This is a genomic window from Streptomyces sp. NPDC023723 (assembly GCF_040639815.1).
Classification (GTDB): Bacteria; Actinomycetota; Actinomycetes; order Streptomycetales; family Streptomycetaceae; genus Streptomyces.
This window is the reverse complement of record NZ_JBFAAP010000009.1, coordinates 54,899-73,245: the sequence shown is the minus strand read 5'-3', so window position 1 is coordinate 73,245 and position 18,347 is coordinate 54,899. Positions and strand designations below refer to the sequence as shown.

Sequence of the window (18,347 nt, the reverse complement as noted above, 5' to 3'; positions counted from 1 at the left end):
TTGCATCGGCAATCGCCGGTGTCCTCGCGGCCACCGGTCCGCAGAAACGACACGACTGCAGGGGGCCCTGGTGGGCAAGCGCGTGGCAACGAATTCCGACCCCAGGATCATCCGGGCACTGGAGCAGGCGCTGGAGGGAGGCGAGACAGGTGTTCAGATCGCCGCCTGGCTGGACGGTGAGCTGATCGTCGACGCGTGGGCGGGCGAGACCGGCACCGGCCGGCCGGTCGACGGCGACACCCTGTTCCCTGTCTTCTCCGTCACCAAGGCCGTGGCGGCGTCCGCCGCACATGTCTACGCCCAGCGGGGCCTGCTCGACCTGGACGGCCCGGTGGCGAAGGTCTGGCCCGAGTACGCCGCGCACGGCAAGGACGGCATCACCTTCGACCACGTGCTCAGCCATCGCTCCGGGGCACCCACGATCGGCCCCGACACCACACTCTCGGAGCTGTTCGACTGGGACACGATGGCGGCCAGGGTGGCCGACCAGGTGCCGGTCGACCCGCCCGGCGTGCGCAACGCCTACAGCCCCTACGCCTTCGGGTGGGTGCTGGGCGAAGCGGTGCGGCGCGTCGATCCGCAGCGGCGCTCCTTCCACGAGATCGTCCGCCAGGAGGTGCTGCTCCCCCTCGGGATGGACGACTTCTTCCTCGGCCTCCCCGACGATCAGCGGCATCGGGTGGCCGTTCTGCACGGCGAGGCGCCGGCCCTGCCGCCGAGCGAGGTGCTCGAAGCGGCGTCCCCCACGCACCTGCCGTTCGCCGCCTCGATGTACAACCTGCCCGAGGTGCAACGCGCGGGGCTGCCCTCGGCGGGAGGCATCGCGACGGCCCGTGCCACGGCGCGGCTGTTCGCGGCCTACGCCACGGCCGGACGCGACGGTGACCCGGGGTTCTTCACGACCGACACCGTGCGCCGGTGCCTGAAGCCGCGGCCCGCGGACGTCGACCACACCTACGGCTTCCACCTTCCGGTCGGACACGGCGGCCTGTGGCTCGTCGCACCCGACGTGAGCGACTCGCACCCCGGCGGCGCCCTGACCGACAAGGTGCTCTCCCACACCGGGGCCGGCGGCACCATAGCCTGGGCGGAGCCGGAACGCGGACTCTCGGTGGCCGTCCTGCACAACCGGTTGTTCTTCGGTCCTCAGCAGATCACCCCGTTCGGCGCGGTCGCGGACGCGGTCCACGCGGTCGCCGCCGAGCAGAGCTGACCGGCACAACGGCGACGGGCGCCTCGGAAAAGCCGGGCAACGCCGTGCGCGCGGAACCCAGCCGTCCCGCGCGCATGTCCCGTCCGACGAGCCCGAGGTGCCGAAGCCGGGACACCCCGCGGCACGGCCGGCCCGGCCGCTCAACAGGCTCCGGCCGGTCGTCGGCTGCCGCGCCCTGCGCACCCCGTCGCCCTGATCGGCCGAGCGCGTCCGGTGATGGCCCGGTGCCGCACGGGGCCCGCAACAACTGTCCACGTTCCGTTCCGCTGAGCGGGCACTTGCGGACCAGGGCTGCCGGACGGCTTCCACACTGCTGCTACGAGTACGAGTGGGAGACGGGTGAAGGTCGGGTCATGCTCCCCGGCCGTCCGGCACCGCGTGTCCGGCACCCGGGACGGGACCGTTCCCGGTACGGAGCAGGGCATCCGAGCGGAAGGCGGAGCGAAATGGCGGGGTCGCTGGCGGGCAGGGTCGCGTTCATCACGGGTGCGGCACGCGGTCAAGGCCGGGCGCACGCGGTACGGCTGGCCGAGGAGGGTGCCGACATCATCGGCGTCGACATCTGCCGGGACATCGCGACCATGGACTATCCGAACGCCTCCGAGGACGACCTCGCCGAGACGGTTCGCCTGGTCGAGCGGCAAGGGCGCACGATGGTCGGGCTCCGGGCGGACGTACGCGAATACCCGGCCCTGAAAACGGCCTTCGACGAGGGCTACTCGCACTTCGGGCGACTGGACATCATCATCGCCAACGCGGGCATCGTACGGTTCGCCGCGGAGGAGGGCGACGAGTTCGTCAGGATCTGGCAGGACATCGTCGACACCAATCTGACAGGTGTCTTCCACACCGTGCGAGCGGGGCTGCGTCCCATGATCGACGGAGGCCGGGGCGGCTCCATCGTCATCACGAGTTCCAGCGCGGGCATCAAGGGCACGGGTTCTTCGAACGCGGGCGCCCAGGCCTACACCGCCGCCAAGCGAGGCCTCGTCGGTTATATGCAGGCCCTGGCAAACGATTTGGCCCCGCACATGATCAGGGTGAACACCATCCACCCGACAGGCGTCGTGAGCGGAATGACGCAGAACGATGCGCTGGCCAGGAAGGCCGCCCAGGCGGGCAGTGAGATCGCACAGATGCGCAACGCGCTGCCCATCGACATCCTCCAGCCCGAGGACATCGCCAACGCCGTCGCCTGGCTGACGAGCGATGCCGCGTCCTACGTCACGGGCATCCAACTTCCCCTGGACGCGGGGTTCTGCGTCCGCTAGCCGTCGTTGCGAAAGAGAGCCGATGTCCGAGGACCTGACAGGAAAAGTGGCCTTCATCACTGGAGTCGCCCGGGGACAGGGACGGGCCCACGCCGTGCGGCTCGCCCGGGAGGGATGCGACATCATCGGCGTGGACATCTGCGCGGACATCCCGACGATGACCTACCCGAACGCCTCGCAGGACGATCTCGCCGAGACGGTCCGGCTGGTCCGGGCGGAGAAGCGGGACATCGTCGCCCGCGCCTGCGACGTTCGCGACTTCGCTGCTGTGCAGGCGGCGTTCGACGAGGGGTACGCCGAGTTCGGGCGGGTGGACATCATCATCGCCAACGCCGGCATCATCAGGCTGGGCGACGACTCCGACGACTTCCTGGCGGACTGGAACGACGTGATCGACGTCAACCTCACCGGCGCGTTCCACACGGTCCGGGCCGCGCTTCCGGCGCTGCGGGCCGGCGGGCGCGGCGGATCCATCGTGATCACGAGCTCGTCGGCCGGGCTCAAGGGCACGCCCTCCCTCAACACCAGCGGAATGGCCTACACCGCCGCGAAGCGCGGTCTCGTGGGGCTGATGCAGAACCTCGCCGGCGCCCTCGCTCCGGAGTGGATCCGCGTCAACACCATCCACCCGACCGGGGTACTGAGCGGCATGACCCAGAACGCGGCGATGGACGCCTTCATGGCACAGGCCGCCGCCGGCGAGAACAACCTCATCTCCGGCATGCAGAACGCCCTGCCCCTCGACATCCTTCAGCCCGAGGACGTGGCGAACGCCGTGGCCTACCTCGTCTCGGAGCAGGCCCGGTTCATCACCGGCATCCAGTGGCCGCTCGACGCCGGATTCAACATCCGCTGAGACCGGCCCGGCCACCCCTACGACCCCGAGGACTTCCCGCATGGAGACTCCACCGTACTTCGACGCGTTCCCGGACTTCGCCCTTGAGCGCACCCCGAGCGGCGTCCTGACCCTGCGGCTGCACAGCGAGGGCGAGCCCGCCCTGCTCGGCACACGGCTCCACCGTGACTTCCCCCGGGTGCTCAGGGAGATCTCCGACGACCGGGAGAACCGGGTCCTGGTGCTGACAGGTACCGGCGACCACTTCATGACGAACATGGACGTGAGCGAGGACCGCCAGGCGTTCAAGCCGCTCAACTGGGACGAGATCTATTGGGAGGGCCGCCAGGTGCTCCGGGCTCTGGTCGACCTCCCCATGCCGCTCGTCGCGGCGATCAACGGTCCGGCCACCATTCACTCGGAGTGGGTGCTGCTGGGCGACATCACGATCGCCTCGGACACAGCACACTTCCAGGACTTCCCGCACATGGCGGGCGAGGTCGTGCCGAGTGACGGGATCCACGTCGTCTGGGAGGAGATCCTGGGGATCAACCGGGCGCGCTACGCGGCGCTGACCCAGCAGGTGATCCCGGCCGACGAAGCCCTCCGGCTGGGCATGGTCAACGAGGTGCTCCCCTTCGCCGAGGTCCTCCCCCGGGCGCTGGAACTGGCCGAGAGTCTCGCGGCCAGGCCGCCGCTGTTGTTGCGGCTCACGCCGCTCGCCCTGCGCCAGCGGCTCGCCCGGCGCCTGGAGGAGGGCGCAACGCTGGGGCTGGCGCTGGAAGGTCTGTCCATGGCCGACAAGCCCTACCAGGGCTGACGGCAGACCAGTGCCGCAGAGCCCCGGACAATCCACGGCCACCACCTGAGCGTCGCGACAGACCGCCGGGCGGTGCCCGGCGGCCAGGACAACGGAGTGTCTTGATGAAGATCACTATCGACACGCGCCTGTGCTCCGGGCACGCCCGCTGCGCGGCGACCGCCCCGGAGCTGTACGAACTCGACGAAAGCGGATACGCCCTGCCCATTGACGAAGAGGTGCCTGCCAACCGCGAGGAGCGTGCCCGCGAGGGTGCGTGGGCCTGTCCGGAGCACGCCATCACGGTCGAATGAGGGGTTACGACGATTTCCGCGCCGGAGCCACCGGTGTGCATACGGCCCGCAGCACTGTTCCTGGAGAGGACTCGCGATGAGTGCGGCGCTCGAACCCGACGGCACCTACAAAGGGGTGCCCGCCTACGCCTACGACAATACCGCCGGCGGCCCGGTCCTGAGCCATCAGAGGCGGTGGGACGAGATCGCCCGCGCGCACTCCGGGTTCCGCAGCAGCGTCTCGCGCGGCTACTGGGTGGTCACGGACGGCCCTGCGGTGCAGCGGGCACTCCAGGACTGGGAGACATTCTCCAACAAGTCGGTGACGGCTCTCGACCCGGACCCGAAGTTCCTGTGGATCCCGGAGATGCTGGACCCGCCCCTCCACACCGAGTGGCGGCGGCTGCTCGGCGTGGAGTTCTCTCCCAAGGCGATGGCCGCCCGGCAGACCGAGGTCCGGCAGGCCGCGACGGAACTGATCGACGTGGTGAAGGACACTGGCGGCACCGAGGTGCTCGACGCGTTCGCCCGCCGCTTTCCGACAAGGATCTTCATGCGGCTGATGGGCCTGCCCGAGGAGGACCTGGACCTGTTCCTCGGCTGGGTGCACGACATCCTGCACCTGTCCTTCGACCAGGACCCGGACCGCAGTCGGCAGCTGGCGGCGATCCAGGCAGCGTCGGGCTACTTCGAGGAACAGATCGCCCAGCGACGCCGAATCCCCCGGGACGATCTCCTCACCCGGGCCATGAGCTGGGAGATCGAGGGCAAGCGGATCAGCGACCGCGACATGCTCGCCTTCTGCGTGCTGATGTTCCAGGCCGGCTTCGACACGGTGCCGATTTCGATCGGCTGGTCGCTGTACCACTTCGCGAACCACCCGGAACAGCGCCGGGCCATCGTCGACGATCCGTCGCTCATCCGGACGGGCGTCGAGGAGATCCTGCGCGTCTACTCTTTCGTGGTGCCCGCCCGCAAGGCGACCAAGGACGTCAGCATCGGCGGCTGCCCGGTCAAGTCCGGTGACATGGTGATGCTCCCCCTGGCGGTCAGCAACCGTGACCCGGGACGCTACGAGGACCCGCTGGAGGTGGATCTGCACCGCCAGGTGACCAACCACATCGCCTTCGGCTCCGGGGTCCACCGCTGCCTGGGCTCACACCTCGCCCGGCTCGAACTCAACGTGGCCATGGAGGAGTGGCACCGGCGCATCCCGGACTACCGGATCGCCGACGGCCAGGACCTCCAGCAGACAGGCAACATGTACGGGCTCAAATCGCTGCGCCTCGAATGGCCGGCGTGACGGCGCTGGATACCGGCTCGCGCCGCGGAGCCGACGGTCCCGGCCCGGGGCGGGACCAAGCAGAGAGTGGCTGACCAGCTCCCTGGCCGTCCGTGGAGCCGCACCGGCGTCCGCCGGCCCACCTGGTCACCGCATCCGTGGAACACCGTGCGGGGCGGGCGCCGGCGCCCCGGGAGTTGATCCGTTGGCCGTGCGGATTCCGGTGCACCGGATCGGCGAACGCCGCGCGTACGGCAGGAGTGTTGGCCGACCCCACCGGCCTGTCCCGAGTGGCCCTGTTCGCGTCCTGGTCGCTGAACGTCACGGAGCAAGCGCTTTCATGAAGTGTGCGAGTTTCAATCGGTCTCGCAACACCATGCTCGCGCAAGCCCTTTCGCGAACGTGATTCGACTGTCACTCTGGCCCCGCACCGCACCCGCACCCCCCACTCCGCCCGAAGGAGGCCCCCACATGTCCGGATCCGCGAACGGCGTCAACGGGAGAGCTGTACGTCGCCGCGCCTTCGTTCTCGGTGCCGCTTCCGCGGCCGGTTCGGCCGCGCTCGCCGGGCCGCTGGCGCGCACCGCGGCCGCGGCGGCCTTCGGCTGGTCCGACGACGGCACGAACTACGTCGTCGACACCGGTGCCGGCCTGGTCTTCAAGGTGCGCAAGTCCAACGGGGATCTGGCCTCGCTGGTCTACAAGGGGGTGGAGTACCAGGGCTACGGCGGCATGAACTCGCACATCGAGTCCGGCCTCGGCACGTCCACCGTCAGCATTCTGCAGTCCGGCTCCACGATCCTGATCTCCGTCGCGTACGGCACGCTCCGGCACTACTACGCGGCCCGCAGCGGTGAGAACAACATCTACCTGTGGACCAACAAGGCCGACACGTCCGTCTCGGCGACCCGTTACATCCTGCGGGTGAAGGCGGGGCTGTTCCTCAATGACGAACCCGACTCGTACACGTACGCCCCCACCGCCATCGAGGCATCGGACGTGTTCGCGAAGTCCGACGGGCAGACCCGCTCCAAGCACTACTCGAAGCTGCGGGTGATGGACTACCACTACATCGGCTGGAGCGCGAGCGGCGTCGGCCTGTGGATCGTGCGCAGCAATCACGAGAAGGCGTCCGGCGGCCCGTTCTACCGCTCGCTGCTGCGCCACCAGAGCGCGGACGGCGGCGGGCTGTACGAGATCCTGTACTACGGCCAGAACCAGACCGAGGCGCAGCGCTTCGGTCTCCAGGGCCCGTACGTCATCGCCCTCACCGACGGCGGCGCGCCGTCCGCCTCGCTGTTCCCGGGTACTCTGACCACCTCGTGGGCGGACTCGCTCGGCATCTCGGGGTATGTGGCCGCGAGCGGCCGGGGCCGGGTCACGGGGGTCGGCGTCACCGGCCGCGACACCGCGTACGCCTATACGGTCGGACTCGCCAACTCGGCTGCCCAGTACTGGGGTTCGGCGCGGGCCTCGGACGGCTACTTCTCGGTCTCCGGGGTGCTGCCCGGCACGTACACGCTCACCGTCTTCAAGAGCGAACTCGCCGTGTACACCACCTCGGTGACGGTCACCGCGGGCGGTACCACGACTCTCAACACGATCGCGATACCGTCCTCCAACGATTCCTCCAACGCGGCCGTGATCTGGCGGATCAACGACTGGACGGGCTCGCCGGGCGGGTTCAAGAACGCCGATCTGATGACGTACGCGCACCCCTCCGACGTCCGCGCCGCCGCCTGGACCGGCAATGTGGTCATCGGCAGCGGCACGGAGACCTCGGCCTTTCCCTGCTACATCTGGAAGGACGTCAACAGTGGTCTGCTGGTCTACTTCCGGCTGACCGCCGCCCAGGCCGCCGCCGCGCACACTCTGCGCATCGGGGTGACGACGGCGTACGCCAACGGCCGCCCGCAGGTGAGTGTCAACTCCTGGACGTCGTCGATCCCCTCGCCACCCGCCCAGCCGAGCACCCGGTCGCTGACCAACGGCTCCTACCGGGGCAACAACAACACGTTCACGTACAGCGTGCCGGCCAGTGCCTGGCTCACCGACACCAGTCAGTACAACGTGCTGCGGATCGACGTGGTGAGCGGTTCGGGGACCACCGGCTTCCTCAGTGCCGGCACCGCGATCGACGCGATCGACCTGCTCGCCTGAGTACGGCCGCCCGGCTCAGGTGCCGCGCGTCCACTGCTGGTTGGTGGCCCCGTTGCAGGTGTAGGTGATGACGGCGGCGGAGTTGGCGGTGGACGCACCGTTCACGTCGAGGCACTCGCCGGTGGCCCGCGAGGCCACGGTGACGTAGGAGCCGGCGGCACTCACGGACCACTGCTGGGCCGTCGAGGCGGTGTCGCAGTTCTCCTGGGTGACCGTGGCGGCGTTCTCCTGCACGCACAGCGAGCTGTGTCTGACGACGAGGTGGTAGTAGCCGTCGCCGGTGGGCCGCAGCCAGTACTTCTGGTGGTTACCGCCGTTGCAGTCGTACTGCTTGAGCTGCGCGCCCTGCCACATCGACTGGCTGGTCACGTCGGCGCAGCGGGCGGAGTGCCGGGCGATCAGGGTGCTGGACGTGGCGCTGGTCCCGGCGACCGTGCCGGCGGCCGTGTCGACGCTCACCTCGGGCGTCCAGGACAGGGACATCGAGGTGGTGGTCGGGAAGGTCAGCGGCAGCCAGACGTAGCGCGAGTCGTTGACGGTGCCGCCGAAGGAGTTGCCCCAGCGGTCCCCCAGGTAGAGGTAGCCGGTGCCGGAGGTGCCCTGCACGGGCTGCACCCACGCGGTCTGGGAGCCGTAGGCGGTCGAGTCGCCGACGTTCGCCATGGTGCTCCACGGTCCGGCGGGGCTGGTGGCCGTGGCGTACTGCTGCTGGTTGGGGCTCCAGCCGGTGGCGCCCGAGGTGAGCATGAAGTACACCCCGTCGCGCTTGAACAGTGCCGGGGCCTCGCGGTGGCCGCCCGGCCAGGGATTGGCGACCAGGCTCGCGATGCCGGTGTAGTCGGCGGTGAGCCGGTAGAGGTGCAGGTCGTAGTTCTCGTTGGCGGCGGAGGCCATGTAACCGGTGCCGTCGGTGTCGACGAAGACGGTGATGTCCCGGGACATGTGCTGGCCGAGCGGCCGGAAGCTGCCCTGCCAGGTGTAGTCGCCGTCCACGGTGTCGGAGACGGCGACGGCGGCGCGGGCCTCGCTGTAGTCGGAGCCGTTCTCCTTGTGCATCCACATCACGTACTTGCCGGTGGAGGCGTTGTACATGACCTTGGGGCGCTCGATGTTGGCGGTCGCCAGCTCGGTGGCGCTCGACTGGGTCAGGACGTGGTTGCGGAACTCCCAGTTCTTCAGGTCGGTGGAGCGGTAGACGTCCACGTAGCGGAACGTGTTGTCGGCGTTCCGGTTCTCGCCGAACCAGTAGTAGTAGCCGCCGGTCTTCACGACCCCGCCGCCGTGGGCGTGCACGGGGCTGCCGGAGGTGTCGGTGAACTGGACACCGTTGGCGACCGTCTGGGGCGCGGCGGCGGCCGGTTCCGCGAGGGACAGGGTGGCCAGCAGTGCCAGACAGAAGGCGGACAGAGCGGCGCGGGCACGTCTCATCTCACTCACTCTCCTTGACCGGTCGGGTGAGGCCGGATGCCTCGGGGGAAGGCGGTGCTTGAGAGTGGCGTTCGAGGGCACGAACGACACGTGTTGCGACGAACGCCGCAAAGGTAGGCGAGCGGGGGGAAGGGGTCAATGAGGGCCGACCCTGTATGCGGCGAGCGGCCGGCGGACGAAAGGACCCGCGCGGCTCCTCCCCCGGCTGAAGCCGGGGGCTTCGCGTTACGCCGGGTCGGCGTCGCGACGGACCAGCCCGGCTCGTAGTGTGCGGGCCGGTTTTCCTTCGCGGTGTGCCCGCATTCGGGGCAGGTGCGGGAGGTGTTGCGGGGGGGCGGCTGGTCGGGTCGGGCTTCGGCGCGGGGGCCTTGCACATGGTGCGGATCTCGAGGTCTTCGTGCGCGATGAAGTCGTATGCGCGGACCAGGTCCAGCGCGGTCCTGCGGGCGTGGTCGAGTCGCCGGCGACGCACCTTGCCGTGGAGCTGGGCGCCCTTCTCCACGGCGCGCTGGCCGGCCACGCTGCCGGTCGCGGACAGTGGTTCGGGCCGGTCCCGCTCAGCGGTCAGCACAACAAGCCATTTACGGCCTTCGGTTCGTCGTCTCGCACAACTGCTGGTGCGTGGTGCGCTGCTGTGCCGGACCGTGGCGGAAGCGGCCACCGTCACGTCGTCCTGCCTGCTTCAGTCGCTCCGCCGCTCCCGGCAGGGACAATGACATCCGCTCGAAGAGGGGTGGACGTACGCTCGATTTATTGGCTGTGACAGGTCCATGACCAAAGCATGCTGAAGGGCATATCATCGCAACGCCCCGGAGGCCGGGGCCGGATTCCCCCCACGGATGAAGGAGCAGCAATGCCCCTCGGCACTTGGCTCAAGGCGGGCACTTCCGCCACGGCGCTCGCCCTCGCCATGGCTGGCCCCGCGACCGCCGCCACCGCCCCCACCGGTGAATCGTCCGCCGCGCGGGCGGCGGCGGTGACCCTTCGCTACGACGACAGCCGCGCCGCGGGCTGGGAGGCCGCGATCGCGGCCGGAACCGCCTCCTGGAACGCGAACGTGAGCAATGTCCAACTGGTGGAGGCAGCGCCCGGTACCGTGGCCGAGATCGTGATCGTCGCGACCACGGGCTGGCCGCAGGCCACACTCGGCCCGGTTCGTCCGGGCGGTCAGGTCCGCGTCGAGCTCGGCAGCCAGGCCGTGGACCAGGGCTACAACAAGACCCGGATCGCCGCTCACGAACTGGGCCACAGCCTCGGCCTGCCGGACACCAAGCCCGGCCCCTGCTCACAGCTGATGTCGGGGTCGAGCGCCGGCACGGCCTGCACCAACGCCATACCGAACGCCACCGAGCGCTCCCGCGTACAGTCCGCCTACGCAAGCGCGATCGCCGCGCTCGTACCCACCGACGGCCGGACCCTCGTCGACGCGCCCTGACCACACGGTCATCCAACGGACGGCGTGGCGTGAGCACAACCGCCGGCCTCGGCACACCAGCGACGACCGGGGCCGGCCCTCGGTGCGCACATCGGCTTTCCCCCGGCCCGTGGGCGGAACGGCTCTTCGGCCACGCCCACGGCGCCGCCCCGCGGGTCGAGGCGCTGCGAACGTTGGGGCACCATGCCCCGGTGTGATCAACTACCGTGCGCCCGGTCGGCCGGCCAGGGCACGTGCTCGGCGAGCACGCGACGGTCCCGCGATGCGGCACACCGCTGCTCCCGAAGGTCACGAACTTTGTAGTACTTTTAGCTCATTTAGCTGAACATGAGCGCCCTCGCGCGAGTCGGGATGCCGGTCGGGCATCAGGGAGTTGTCGGGACGCCAACAAAGCCCCGTTCAGGAGGGTTTCATGGTCCAGCTTCCGTCTCCCGGAGCCTCCTTCGACCTGAGCGTGTCCGCCGAGGACACCCGGTTCGAGCAAGGCGATTCCACCTACACCGTCGACCTCACCGGCGACCTGCGTCTGGAGATCCGTGGAGCACAGGTGCAACTCCCGGGTGTGTCCGTCCGGACCGCCGTCACCCGGTTCGACCTGACCGGCACCTCGCAGATCGACGACGACACGCCCGCCCGGATCACCGTCGCGCTCACGGACGCGGAGTCCGACCCGGCGAACGAGATCAAGCTCGTCGCGGGCGTACCGCCCAAACTCGAACACACCATGGTGCTCCACCTCGAAGTGACCATCGAGCCGACGGAGCAGGCAGCGGACAAGAGGGCGCGCGGCCGTCGGGCACGCCGGGAGCCGCTGGTCCTGCGGACGAGGGAACCGGCCAGGCTCACCTGTTCGGATCTGGACTTCTTCCCGCCGGGAGGGGGCCCCTACCGGCTGACGGACCCCGTCGAACTGGTCCGTCCGGACAGCGACCGGGTCGTCGCCACGATCGAAGCGTTCCCGGTGCGAGTGGGCAACTGAGCGCGCCCGGACAGGGAGTCGCTCACGGAGCACAACCATTCTCCTCTGTCTGTGGTCCCACCAGACAGGAGCAAACAACTCCTACGACCGCAAGGGGGAAATATGCGCATCACTCGTCCCGTCCTGTCCGCCACCGCCGTGGCGGCCCTGGCCCTGGGTACCGCGACGGCGTTCGCCGCACCCGCGTCCGCGGCTCCCGGCACCACGCCCGGAAAGGTCTGCGGCAGCGGCTACAAGACCGTCAACTCGGCCGCCGTCGGCTCGCGCGGCACCGTCTACCTCACCTACAACGCCGCCACCGGCAAGAACTGCGTGGCGACCATCCGCAGCACCCCGGGCACCGCGACGGACATGTCGGCGTGGATCTACGTCCCGGACACCGAGGAGTACGACGAGGACTTCGGGCAGTACACCTCGTACGCCGGGCCCACCTACGTCTACGGCAAGGCCCACTGCGTGGACTGGGGCGGCAGCATCGGCAACGTCAGCGTCCAGATCACCGGCTCCAACTGCGCCGCCCGCGCCGAGCACCGGGTCACCACGACCAGGTGATCCGCCTCGGACACACCCGGCTGGGGCGAACGCGACGTCAGAAGCCGTAGGCGTCGATGTTCTTGGCGTCGAACACCGTCGGGTCCCCGAGGGTGATGACGCCGTCCTTGCCGAGCGCGAACCAGCCCATGTCACCGGCCGGGAACATCTGTCCTCCCGGCCGGTGATCCGGCCCGAGGCGAGGGCGACCGCCGCGTGGGCGGCCGGCTGAGATGATGCCCTTCAGCTCCGGGTGTTCTTCGACGAAGGCGTCGCGGCATCCGTCGGCCACCTCAAAGTAGGGGGTGCTGACCTGCTTCGGCAGGAAGCCGACGGTCAGGCCCTGCTTCAGCGGGGCGTTGGGCGACGCCTCCGCGGCGGCATCGTCCGGCTTGCGCACGCGGTGCTCAGCAGACCGAGCGAGACAATCGCGGCGAACAGCACGCTGTTCGGGCAAGAAGTGGTTCCGGGCATGAGCTCCTTTCGAGGCGAGGGGGCCCGGACTCGTCGCGGGCCGTCGACGCACTGGTGACGACGCCAGGAGTGATCTGCTGAGGTGCTACGGACCTGACATCCGTCCGCCGGCTCCGCTCCCAGATGCGTCATGGGTACTCCTGCCTGGCCGGTTTTCACACAGGTCCGGGACAGGGTCGGCACGGACTATCGAGGCATGAATGAGAAGGGCACCGTTCAGGGCAATGCCGCGCGGATACTGATCGTCGACGATGAACCGGAGCTGTCCGGGCTGCTCTCCGCCGCTGTCGCCGACGCCGGCTGGCAACCGTACATCGCCGGGAACGGGCAGGGAGCTGTCCGGCTCGCGCAGGTGTGCCCGCCGGATGCCGTGATCCTGGACTGGATGCTGCCGGACCTCGACGGTCTGCATGTGCTGCGGCTGCTGCGACAGGACGACGACCGGCTGCCCGTGCTCATGCTCACAGCCCGTGACTCCCTCAACCACCGGCTGAACGGCCTCTCGGCGGGGGCCGACGACTACGTGACGAAACCGTTCGCCCTGGAGGAGGTGATGCTGCGGCTGCGCGGGCTGCTGCGCCGCGCCGGTGCCGCCGCCGAGCCCCCCGCACCGCAGGAGTCCATCCGCAGGCTCGGCGACCTGGTCCTGTCGGAGAGCAGCCGCGAGGCGTGGCGGGGCGGGACGCCGGTCAAGCTGACCACCAAGGAGTTCGACCTGCTGTGGTTCCTCATGGGCAGCCCTCGGCAGGTGTTCAGCAAGGCACAGCTCCTCGACCGCATCTGGAACAGCTCCTTCGACGGCGAGGGCAATCTGATCGAGGTGTACGTCTACAGCCTGCGGTCGAAGATCGACAAGGGGCGGGCGCCGATGCTCCGTACGGTACGCGGACTGGGCTATCTGATCCGGCCCGCGGAAGACGGGGCATGCTGAGCCGCCGTAACCGGCGGCAGCCACCCGGTCCCCGTACGGGAGGCCGGTCCCTGCGGACGCGGCTGGTCGCCTTCATGTCCCTGATGCTCGTCCTGGTGTGCGGCACGACGGCCGCCGCCACCGCACTCGTCCAGGATCAGTTGTTACTGCGGGACCTCGACGAGCGGGTCACCGAGGCGGCCGAGCGCAGTCAGCAGGTGGTCGACCTGAATCCCGGCGGTCCCCGGCACCGGGGCAACCTCAAGGTGCGCGGCGAGACCGCCGGAACGCTCGCCGCAAGGTTCAGCCGGGACGGCGACCTGGTCACCGCCGCAGTGATCACCGACGACGGCTACCCGCGCATCCTGTCGGCGGCGCAGCGCACCGCTCTGGAGGACGTCACCGCGGACGGCGAACCGCACACCCTGACGCTCCCCGGGCTCGGCGACTACCGGCTGACCGTGCTCACGGACGGCGAGGTTCCGGTGCTGGTCGGCCTGCCCATGGCCGACGTGCAGCGCATGACCCGCGCGCTGATGACGGTCGAGGCGGTCATCGCCGTGGTGGGGCTCACTCTCGCCGGCACGGTCTGCGCGGTCGTGGTCCGGCGCAAACTGCGACCGCTCGGCAGGGTCGCCGCCACCGCCGCCGAGGCGGCCCGGGTGCCGCTGGATCGCGGCGAGGTCACCGGGCTGCGCCGGGTCCCCGTGGCGGACACCGACCCGGGTACGGAGGCCGGTCAGGTGGGCCTCGCCCTCAACCGGCTGATCGAACACGTGGAGAAGTCCCTCACCGAGCGGCAGCGCACGGAGGAACGCATGCGCCGTTTCCTCACCGACGCCAGCCATGAACTGCGTACCCCCCTCGCCTCGATCACGGGTTACGCGCAGCTCATGGCGGGCGGCTCCGAGCGCATCACGCCGGAGCTGGCCTGGCAGCGGATCACCGCGCAGTCGGCCCGGATGACCGGACTGGTGGACGATCTGCTGCTGCTGGCCCGGCTGGACGAGGGCCGCCCGCTGTGCATGGCCGAGGTGAACGTCGCGACGCTGGTGGCGGAGTCGGTGTGGGACGCCCGTGTCACCGGCGACGAGCGGTCGTGGCGGGTCTTCCTGCGCCTCGACCCCGCCACGACCGTCACCGGCGACCGGGCCCGGCTGCAACAGGTACTGGCCAACCTGCTGGGCAACGCCCGTGCGCACACACCGGCGGGCACCGAGATCACAGTGACGGCGCAGACCACGGACACACACTGCGTCGTCCGCGTACACGACGACGGTCCCGGTGTCCCCGCCGCGCTCCTGCCCCTGATCTTCGAACGCTTCACTCGTGCCGACGCCTCCCGCTCCCGTACTGGCGGCGGGCAGGGCGGCGCCGGTCTGGGACTGGCCATCGCCGCCGCGATAGCCCGGGCGCACGCCGGCCGGCTGGAGGTGCGCAGCGCGCCGGGCGACACCGAGTTCACCGTGCTGCTGCCCCTGGTGCCGCCCGCGCCCGGCGAGCCCGGCGCACGGTCCGACGAACTTTAATCCGGTTCACAGAAGCCCAGTTCACAGGGTGGCGCACGGCGGCCGCAGTTGCGCTGCGGAGGCCGGACAGCCGTCCGTTTCAGTTTCGTTTCAGGTGGCCGCACGAGGGTGAGCCGTCCCCGGCCGGTCACAGCGGGACCGGCCTCCACGAAGGGAACGGACTGCGATGTCCCAGGAAAACCCGAAGCGTGAGAAGAGCCCGGCCTCCCGGCGCCAGGTTCTGGTGGCCGGCGGTGCTGCGGTGGCTGTGGTCGGCACGGGAAGCGTCCTGGCCTCCACCGCTTTCGCCGACGGTTCGTCGCAGGAGATCCAAGAGGCGAAATCCAGCGGTACGGAGTCCTGTTACCGGCTCAGCTCCGAGGCGATCGAGGGGCCGTACTACATCGACGCCGACAAGATCCGCACGGATATCACCGAAGATCGCGAGGGCATCCCCATGACCCTCACCATCAAGGTGATCGACTCCGAGACTTGCAAGCCACTGCGGAACGCCGCGGTCGACATCTGGCACTGTGACGCGCTGGGCATTTACTCCGGCTACGAGTCTGTCGGTTCCGCACTGCCCGGCGGCGGCATGCCCTCCGGCACCCCCACGGGCACGCCCACCGCCATGCCGACCGACGGCGGCGGAGGCGGCGGCATGCACGTGGAGCCCACCGATGACGAGCGCTACCTGCGCGGCACCTGGCGCACCGACCACCAGGGCAGGGTTCGCTTCACCACGATCTTCCCCGGCTGGTACCAGGGCAGGGCCGTGCACATCCACACCAAGGTGCACGTGGACGGGAAGTGGACCGAGGACGGCTACGAGGGCGGACACACCTGCCACACCGGTCAGTTCTACTTCGAGGAGGCGGCCGTCCTCGCCTCGGCCGAGGTGGATCCGTACTCGACCAGCACCACCACCCGCACCACCCTCACCGAGGACACGATCTACGACCAGAGCGGCGCCACGGGCGGTCTGCTCGCCCTCCGGTACGACAAGAAGCGGATCGCGAAGGGTGTCGCCGCCTCGATCACGGTGGGCGTGGACCCGGACGCCACCCATGACGGCGACGACGCCGTCATGCCCGGCGGGTCGGCCTCGGCGTCCGCGTCGTCGTAGGGCACCGCTCCGACCGGCCCTGCGGGCCTGGTGTCCCACCAGGGGCGCGCGGAGGTGTGCGGGAGCGACTGCTTGAACCGGCGGGAGCGCGCCCGGACCACGCTCCGCGCGCTCCCGCCGTCCCGCGCTCCTTGTCCAGTGCCCCTTACTCTTCTCTCCTGGCAGGCCGCCATGACCGACCCTCGCGACACCGACCTCGCGGAAGCCGCCGTTTCCGCCCTGACCGCGCAACTGACCCTGACCCCCAAGCCAGGTCTGCCCGATCCTCGTGATCTCTCGGTCCGCACGAGCTGTCCGGATCACCGGTCCCTGCGCTGGTCGGCGAAGGCCCTGCTGCCGGGCCTGACGGCGATGGCGGCCGCAGCTCGTCGCGCCGGCCGGCCCACCGCCCTGCTGCGCGCGGAACTCGGTTCCATAGGCCGTTGCACCGAGCACTCCCTCGAAATGGCGGGTGGCGGTCACCGAGGCGCTCTGTGGACGCTCGGCCTGCTCGTCGCGTGCGCGGCACTCGACCCGTCCGCGAGGGGCGACTCGATCGCCGAGGCAGCGAAGCGGATCGTCGCGTACAGGGACCCCGGGGCGCCCCGGAGGGCGACACACGGCTCGGCGATGTCGGTGAAGTACGGCGCGGCAGGGGCCCGCGGCGAGGCCCGCGCGGGCTTCCCGCATGTGCGCCGCGCCCTCGCGGTACTGGCCGCCTCCCGCACCGCGGGCGCCACCGAGGCGCAGGCCCGTCTGGACGCTCTGCTGACCGTGATGGCGTCCCTGCGCGACAGCGAACTGCTGTACGCGGCCGGCCCACTCGGCCTGCGTCAGGTCCACGCCACCGCACGCGCCGTCCTGGACGCGGGCGGCACCGCGACCCCGGCAGGGACCGAGGCCCTCACTGCCCTCGACGTCGACCTGCGCCGGCGCGGCTTGAGTCCGCGCGGTAGCGCCGGGCTGCTGGCCGGCGCCCTTTTCCTCGATTGCCTGCCCGCGTGATCCGTCATGCGGGGCATGCATACCGGGCTCCTCGACCTGGACGACGTCGGCGGCGATCAACAGTGATGGCGTTCTCGGTCACGAGGATTTTCGCCTGCGCGGCCGGCACGGGGGCCGGAAAGCCACCGGTCCTCGCGCCTCGGGACGGCGAAACGGCCGCTGCACAAGCACCGGACTCAGGCGAGGAAGCCACGGCCAGTTCCTCACACCATTCCTGGCGAGCCCCGCCCTCACCGCGCCGGGTCGTGGCCGCTGAGCAGTTCCACTCCGCGCAGCAGGGCGGAGTGGTCGAGGGATCCGTCGCCGCGGGCCACGGCGGAAGCCATGAGCTGGGCGGCGATGCTGCCCAGGGGGATCGCCGCGCCGAGTTCGCGGGCGGTGTCGGTGACGATGCCCATGTCCTTGTGGTGGAGGCCCAGGGTGAAGCTGGGCCGGTAGTCGCGGTGGAGGAAGTTGGCCCGTTTGCGGGTGAGGACGCGGGAGCCGGCGAGGCCGCCGTCCAGGACGTCGAAGGCGGCCTCCAGGTCCACGCCCGCCTTCTCCAGGAAGACCACCGCCTCGGCACAGGCCTGGAGGGTGACGGCGAGGACCAGTTGGTTGGCGGCCTTCACCGTCTGGCCGAGACCGTGGGGGCCGCAGTGTGTGACGGTCTTGCCCAGGGCCTCGAAGACCGGTCCGGCCGCCTCGACGTCGGCGGCCTCCCCGCCGACCATGATGGACAAGGTGCCCTCGACCGCCCCGGTCTCACCGCCCGCGACGGGGGCGTCCAGGACCCGTACGCCCCGCTCGGCGGCCGCTTGGGCCAGCCGGACGGAGCTGCGCGGGGCGATGGTGGACATGTCGATGAGCAGGGTGCCGGGGCGGGCGTGGGCGAGGACGCCGTCGGTGCCGTAGGCGACCTCCTCGACCTGTGGCGCGTCCGGGAGCATGGTGATCACCGTGTCGGCGGCGCGGACGGCCTCGGCGATCGAGGCGGCCCGCCGGCCGCCCGCCTCGACCAGGGCGACCGTCCGGCCCTCGCTGCGGTTCCAGCCGTACACGGTGTGTCCGGCCTCGCTGAGGTTGACGGCCATGGGGCTGCCCATGGTGCCGAGACCGAGGAAGGCGATCGTGTTCAAC

The 18,347-nt window shown here is 70.1% G+C and carries 16 protein-coding genes and 1 pseudogene; 14 read left to right on the top strand and 3 right to left on the bottom strand.

All coding sequences use genetic code 11. The annotated features are described in order from the left end of the window. Positions 1-82: 82 nt before the first annotated feature. From AB0G32_RS13080 to AB0G32_RS13050, 7 genes are all read left to right on the top strand, one after another. Positions 83-1,213 (top strand): serine hydrolase domain-containing protein, encoded by a 1,131-nt coding sequence (locus AB0G32_RS13080; protein WP_361162114.1) that lies wholly within the window; start codon positions 83-85, stop codon positions 1,211-1,213. A gap of 446 nt (positions 1,214-1,659) precedes the next feature. Further along, the gene (locus AB0G32_RS13075) at positions 1,660-2,484 is read left to right on the top strand and encodes a mycofactocin-coupled SDR family oxidoreductase (protein ID WP_361162112.1); all 825 of its coding nucleotides are present in this window, start codon (positions 1,660-1,662) and stop codon (positions 2,482-2,484) included. Positions 2,485-2,506: 22 nt separating this feature from the next. Beyond that, positions 2,507-3,340, top strand: a complete 834-nt coding sequence (locus tag AB0G32_RS13070; RefSeq protein ID WP_361162111.1) for a mycofactocin-coupled SDR family oxidoreductase — start codon at positions 2,507-2,509, stop codon at positions 3,338-3,340. 40 nt (positions 3,341-3,380) lie between these two features. Further along, positions 3,381-4,139, top strand: a complete 759-nt coding sequence (locus tag AB0G32_RS13065; protein WP_361162110.1) for an enoyl-CoA hydratase/isomerase family protein — start codon at positions 3,381-3,383, stop codon at positions 4,137-4,139. Positions 4,140-4,243: 104 nt separating this feature from the next. Then, positions 4,244-4,432, top strand: a complete 189-nt coding sequence (locus AB0G32_RS13060) for a ferredoxin (RefSeq protein ID WP_361162108.1) — start codon at positions 4,244-4,246, stop codon at positions 4,430-4,432. 76 nt (positions 4,433-4,508) lie between these two features. After that, positions 4,509-5,714 (top strand): cytochrome P450, encoded by a 1,206-nt coding sequence (locus tag AB0G32_RS13055; protein WP_361162107.1) that lies wholly within the window; start codon positions 4,509-4,511, stop codon positions 5,712-5,714. A gap of 450 nt (positions 5,715-6,164) precedes the next feature. After that, positions 6,165-7,853: a rhamnogalacturonan lyase B N-terminal domain-containing protein gene (locus tag AB0G32_RS13050; protein ID WP_361162105.1), complete on the top strand. Its 1,689-nt coding sequence runs from the start codon at positions 6,165-6,167 to the stop codon at positions 7,851-7,853. Between the two features lie 15 nt (positions 7,854-7,868). On the opposite strand, the gene AB0G32_RS13045 is transcribed toward AB0G32_RS13050, so the two are convergent. Continuing rightward, entirely contained in the window at positions 7,869-9,281 is a 1,413-nt protein-coding gene (locus AB0G32_RS13045) for an RICIN domain-containing protein (RefSeq protein WP_361162103.1), read from the bottom strand. Between the two features lie 853 nt (positions 9,282-10,134). On the opposite strand from AB0G32_RS13045, the gene AB0G32_RS13040 reads away from it, so the two are divergent. From AB0G32_RS13040 to AB0G32_RS13030, 3 genes are all read left to right on the top strand, one after another. Beyond that, a complete protein-coding gene (locus AB0G32_RS13040) occupies positions 10,135-10,716 on the top strand; it encodes a snapalysin family zinc-dependent metalloprotease (RefSeq protein WP_361162102.1) in 582 nt (193 codons plus the stop codon). A 412-nt stretch (positions 10,717-11,128) separates the two neighbouring features. Next, the gene (locus AB0G32_RS13035) at positions 11,129-11,695 is read left to right on the top strand and encodes a hypothetical protein (protein ID WP_361162100.1); all 567 of its coding nucleotides are present in this window, start codon (positions 11,129-11,131) and stop codon (positions 11,693-11,695) included. 102 nt (positions 11,696-11,797) lie between these two features. Continuing rightward, the gene (locus AB0G32_RS13030) at positions 11,798-12,247 is read left to right on the top strand and encodes a spore-associated protein (protein WP_361162098.1); all 450 of its coding nucleotides are present in this window, start codon (positions 11,798-11,800) and stop codon (positions 12,245-12,247) included. A 37-nt stretch (positions 12,248-12,284) separates the two neighbouring features. On the opposite strand, the pseudogene AB0G32_RS13025 reads toward AB0G32_RS13030, so the two are convergent. Continuing rightward, positions 12,285-12,451 (bottom strand): annotated as a pseudogene (locus tag AB0G32_RS13025) (rhamnose ABC transporter substrate-binding protein); the annotation flags it as partial. Positions 12,452-12,896: 445 nt separating this feature from the next. Between AB0G32_RS13025 and AB0G32_RS13020 the strand changes: the two are divergent. The 4 genes from AB0G32_RS13020 to AB0G32_RS13005 all read left to right on the top strand — a co-directional run bounded on the left by AB0G32_RS13020 (position 12,897) and on the right by AB0G32_RS13005 (position 17,228). Then, entirely contained in the window at positions 12,897-13,631 is a 735-nt protein-coding gene (locus tag AB0G32_RS13020; RefSeq protein WP_361162096.1) for a response regulator transcription factor, read from the top strand. Then, on the top strand, positions 13,625-15,139 hold the full coding sequence (locus AB0G32_RS13015; protein WP_361162094.1) for an ATP-binding protein: 1,515 nt from the start codon (positions 13,625-13,627) through the stop codon (positions 15,137-15,139). Before AB0G32_RS13020 ends, AB0G32_RS13015 begins: the two co-directional genes overlap by 7 nt. A 166-nt stretch (positions 15,140-15,305) precedes the next feature. Then, positions 15,306-16,244 (top strand): intradiol ring-cleavage dioxygenase, encoded by a 939-nt coding sequence (locus AB0G32_RS13010; RefSeq protein WP_361162093.1) that lies wholly within the window; start codon positions 15,306-15,308, stop codon positions 16,242-16,244. Positions 16,245-16,415: 171 nt separating this feature from the next. Beyond that, positions 16,416-17,228, top strand: coding sequence for a triphosphoribosyl-dephospho-CoA synthase (locus tag AB0G32_RS13005; RefSeq protein ID WP_361162091.1), 813 nt, complete (start codon positions 16,416-16,418; stop codon positions 17,226-17,228). Between the two features lie 230 nt (positions 17,229-17,458). Here the strand turns inward: AB0G32_RS13005 and AB0G32_RS13000 are convergent, their stop codons facing one another. Beyond that, complete coding sequence (locus tag AB0G32_RS13000) at positions 17,459-18,346, bottom strand: 2-hydroxy-3-oxopropionate reductase (RefSeq protein ID WP_361162089.1); 888 nt, start codon at positions 18,344-18,346, stop codon at positions 17,459-17,461. Between the last annotated feature and the right edge of the window lies 1 nt (position 18,347).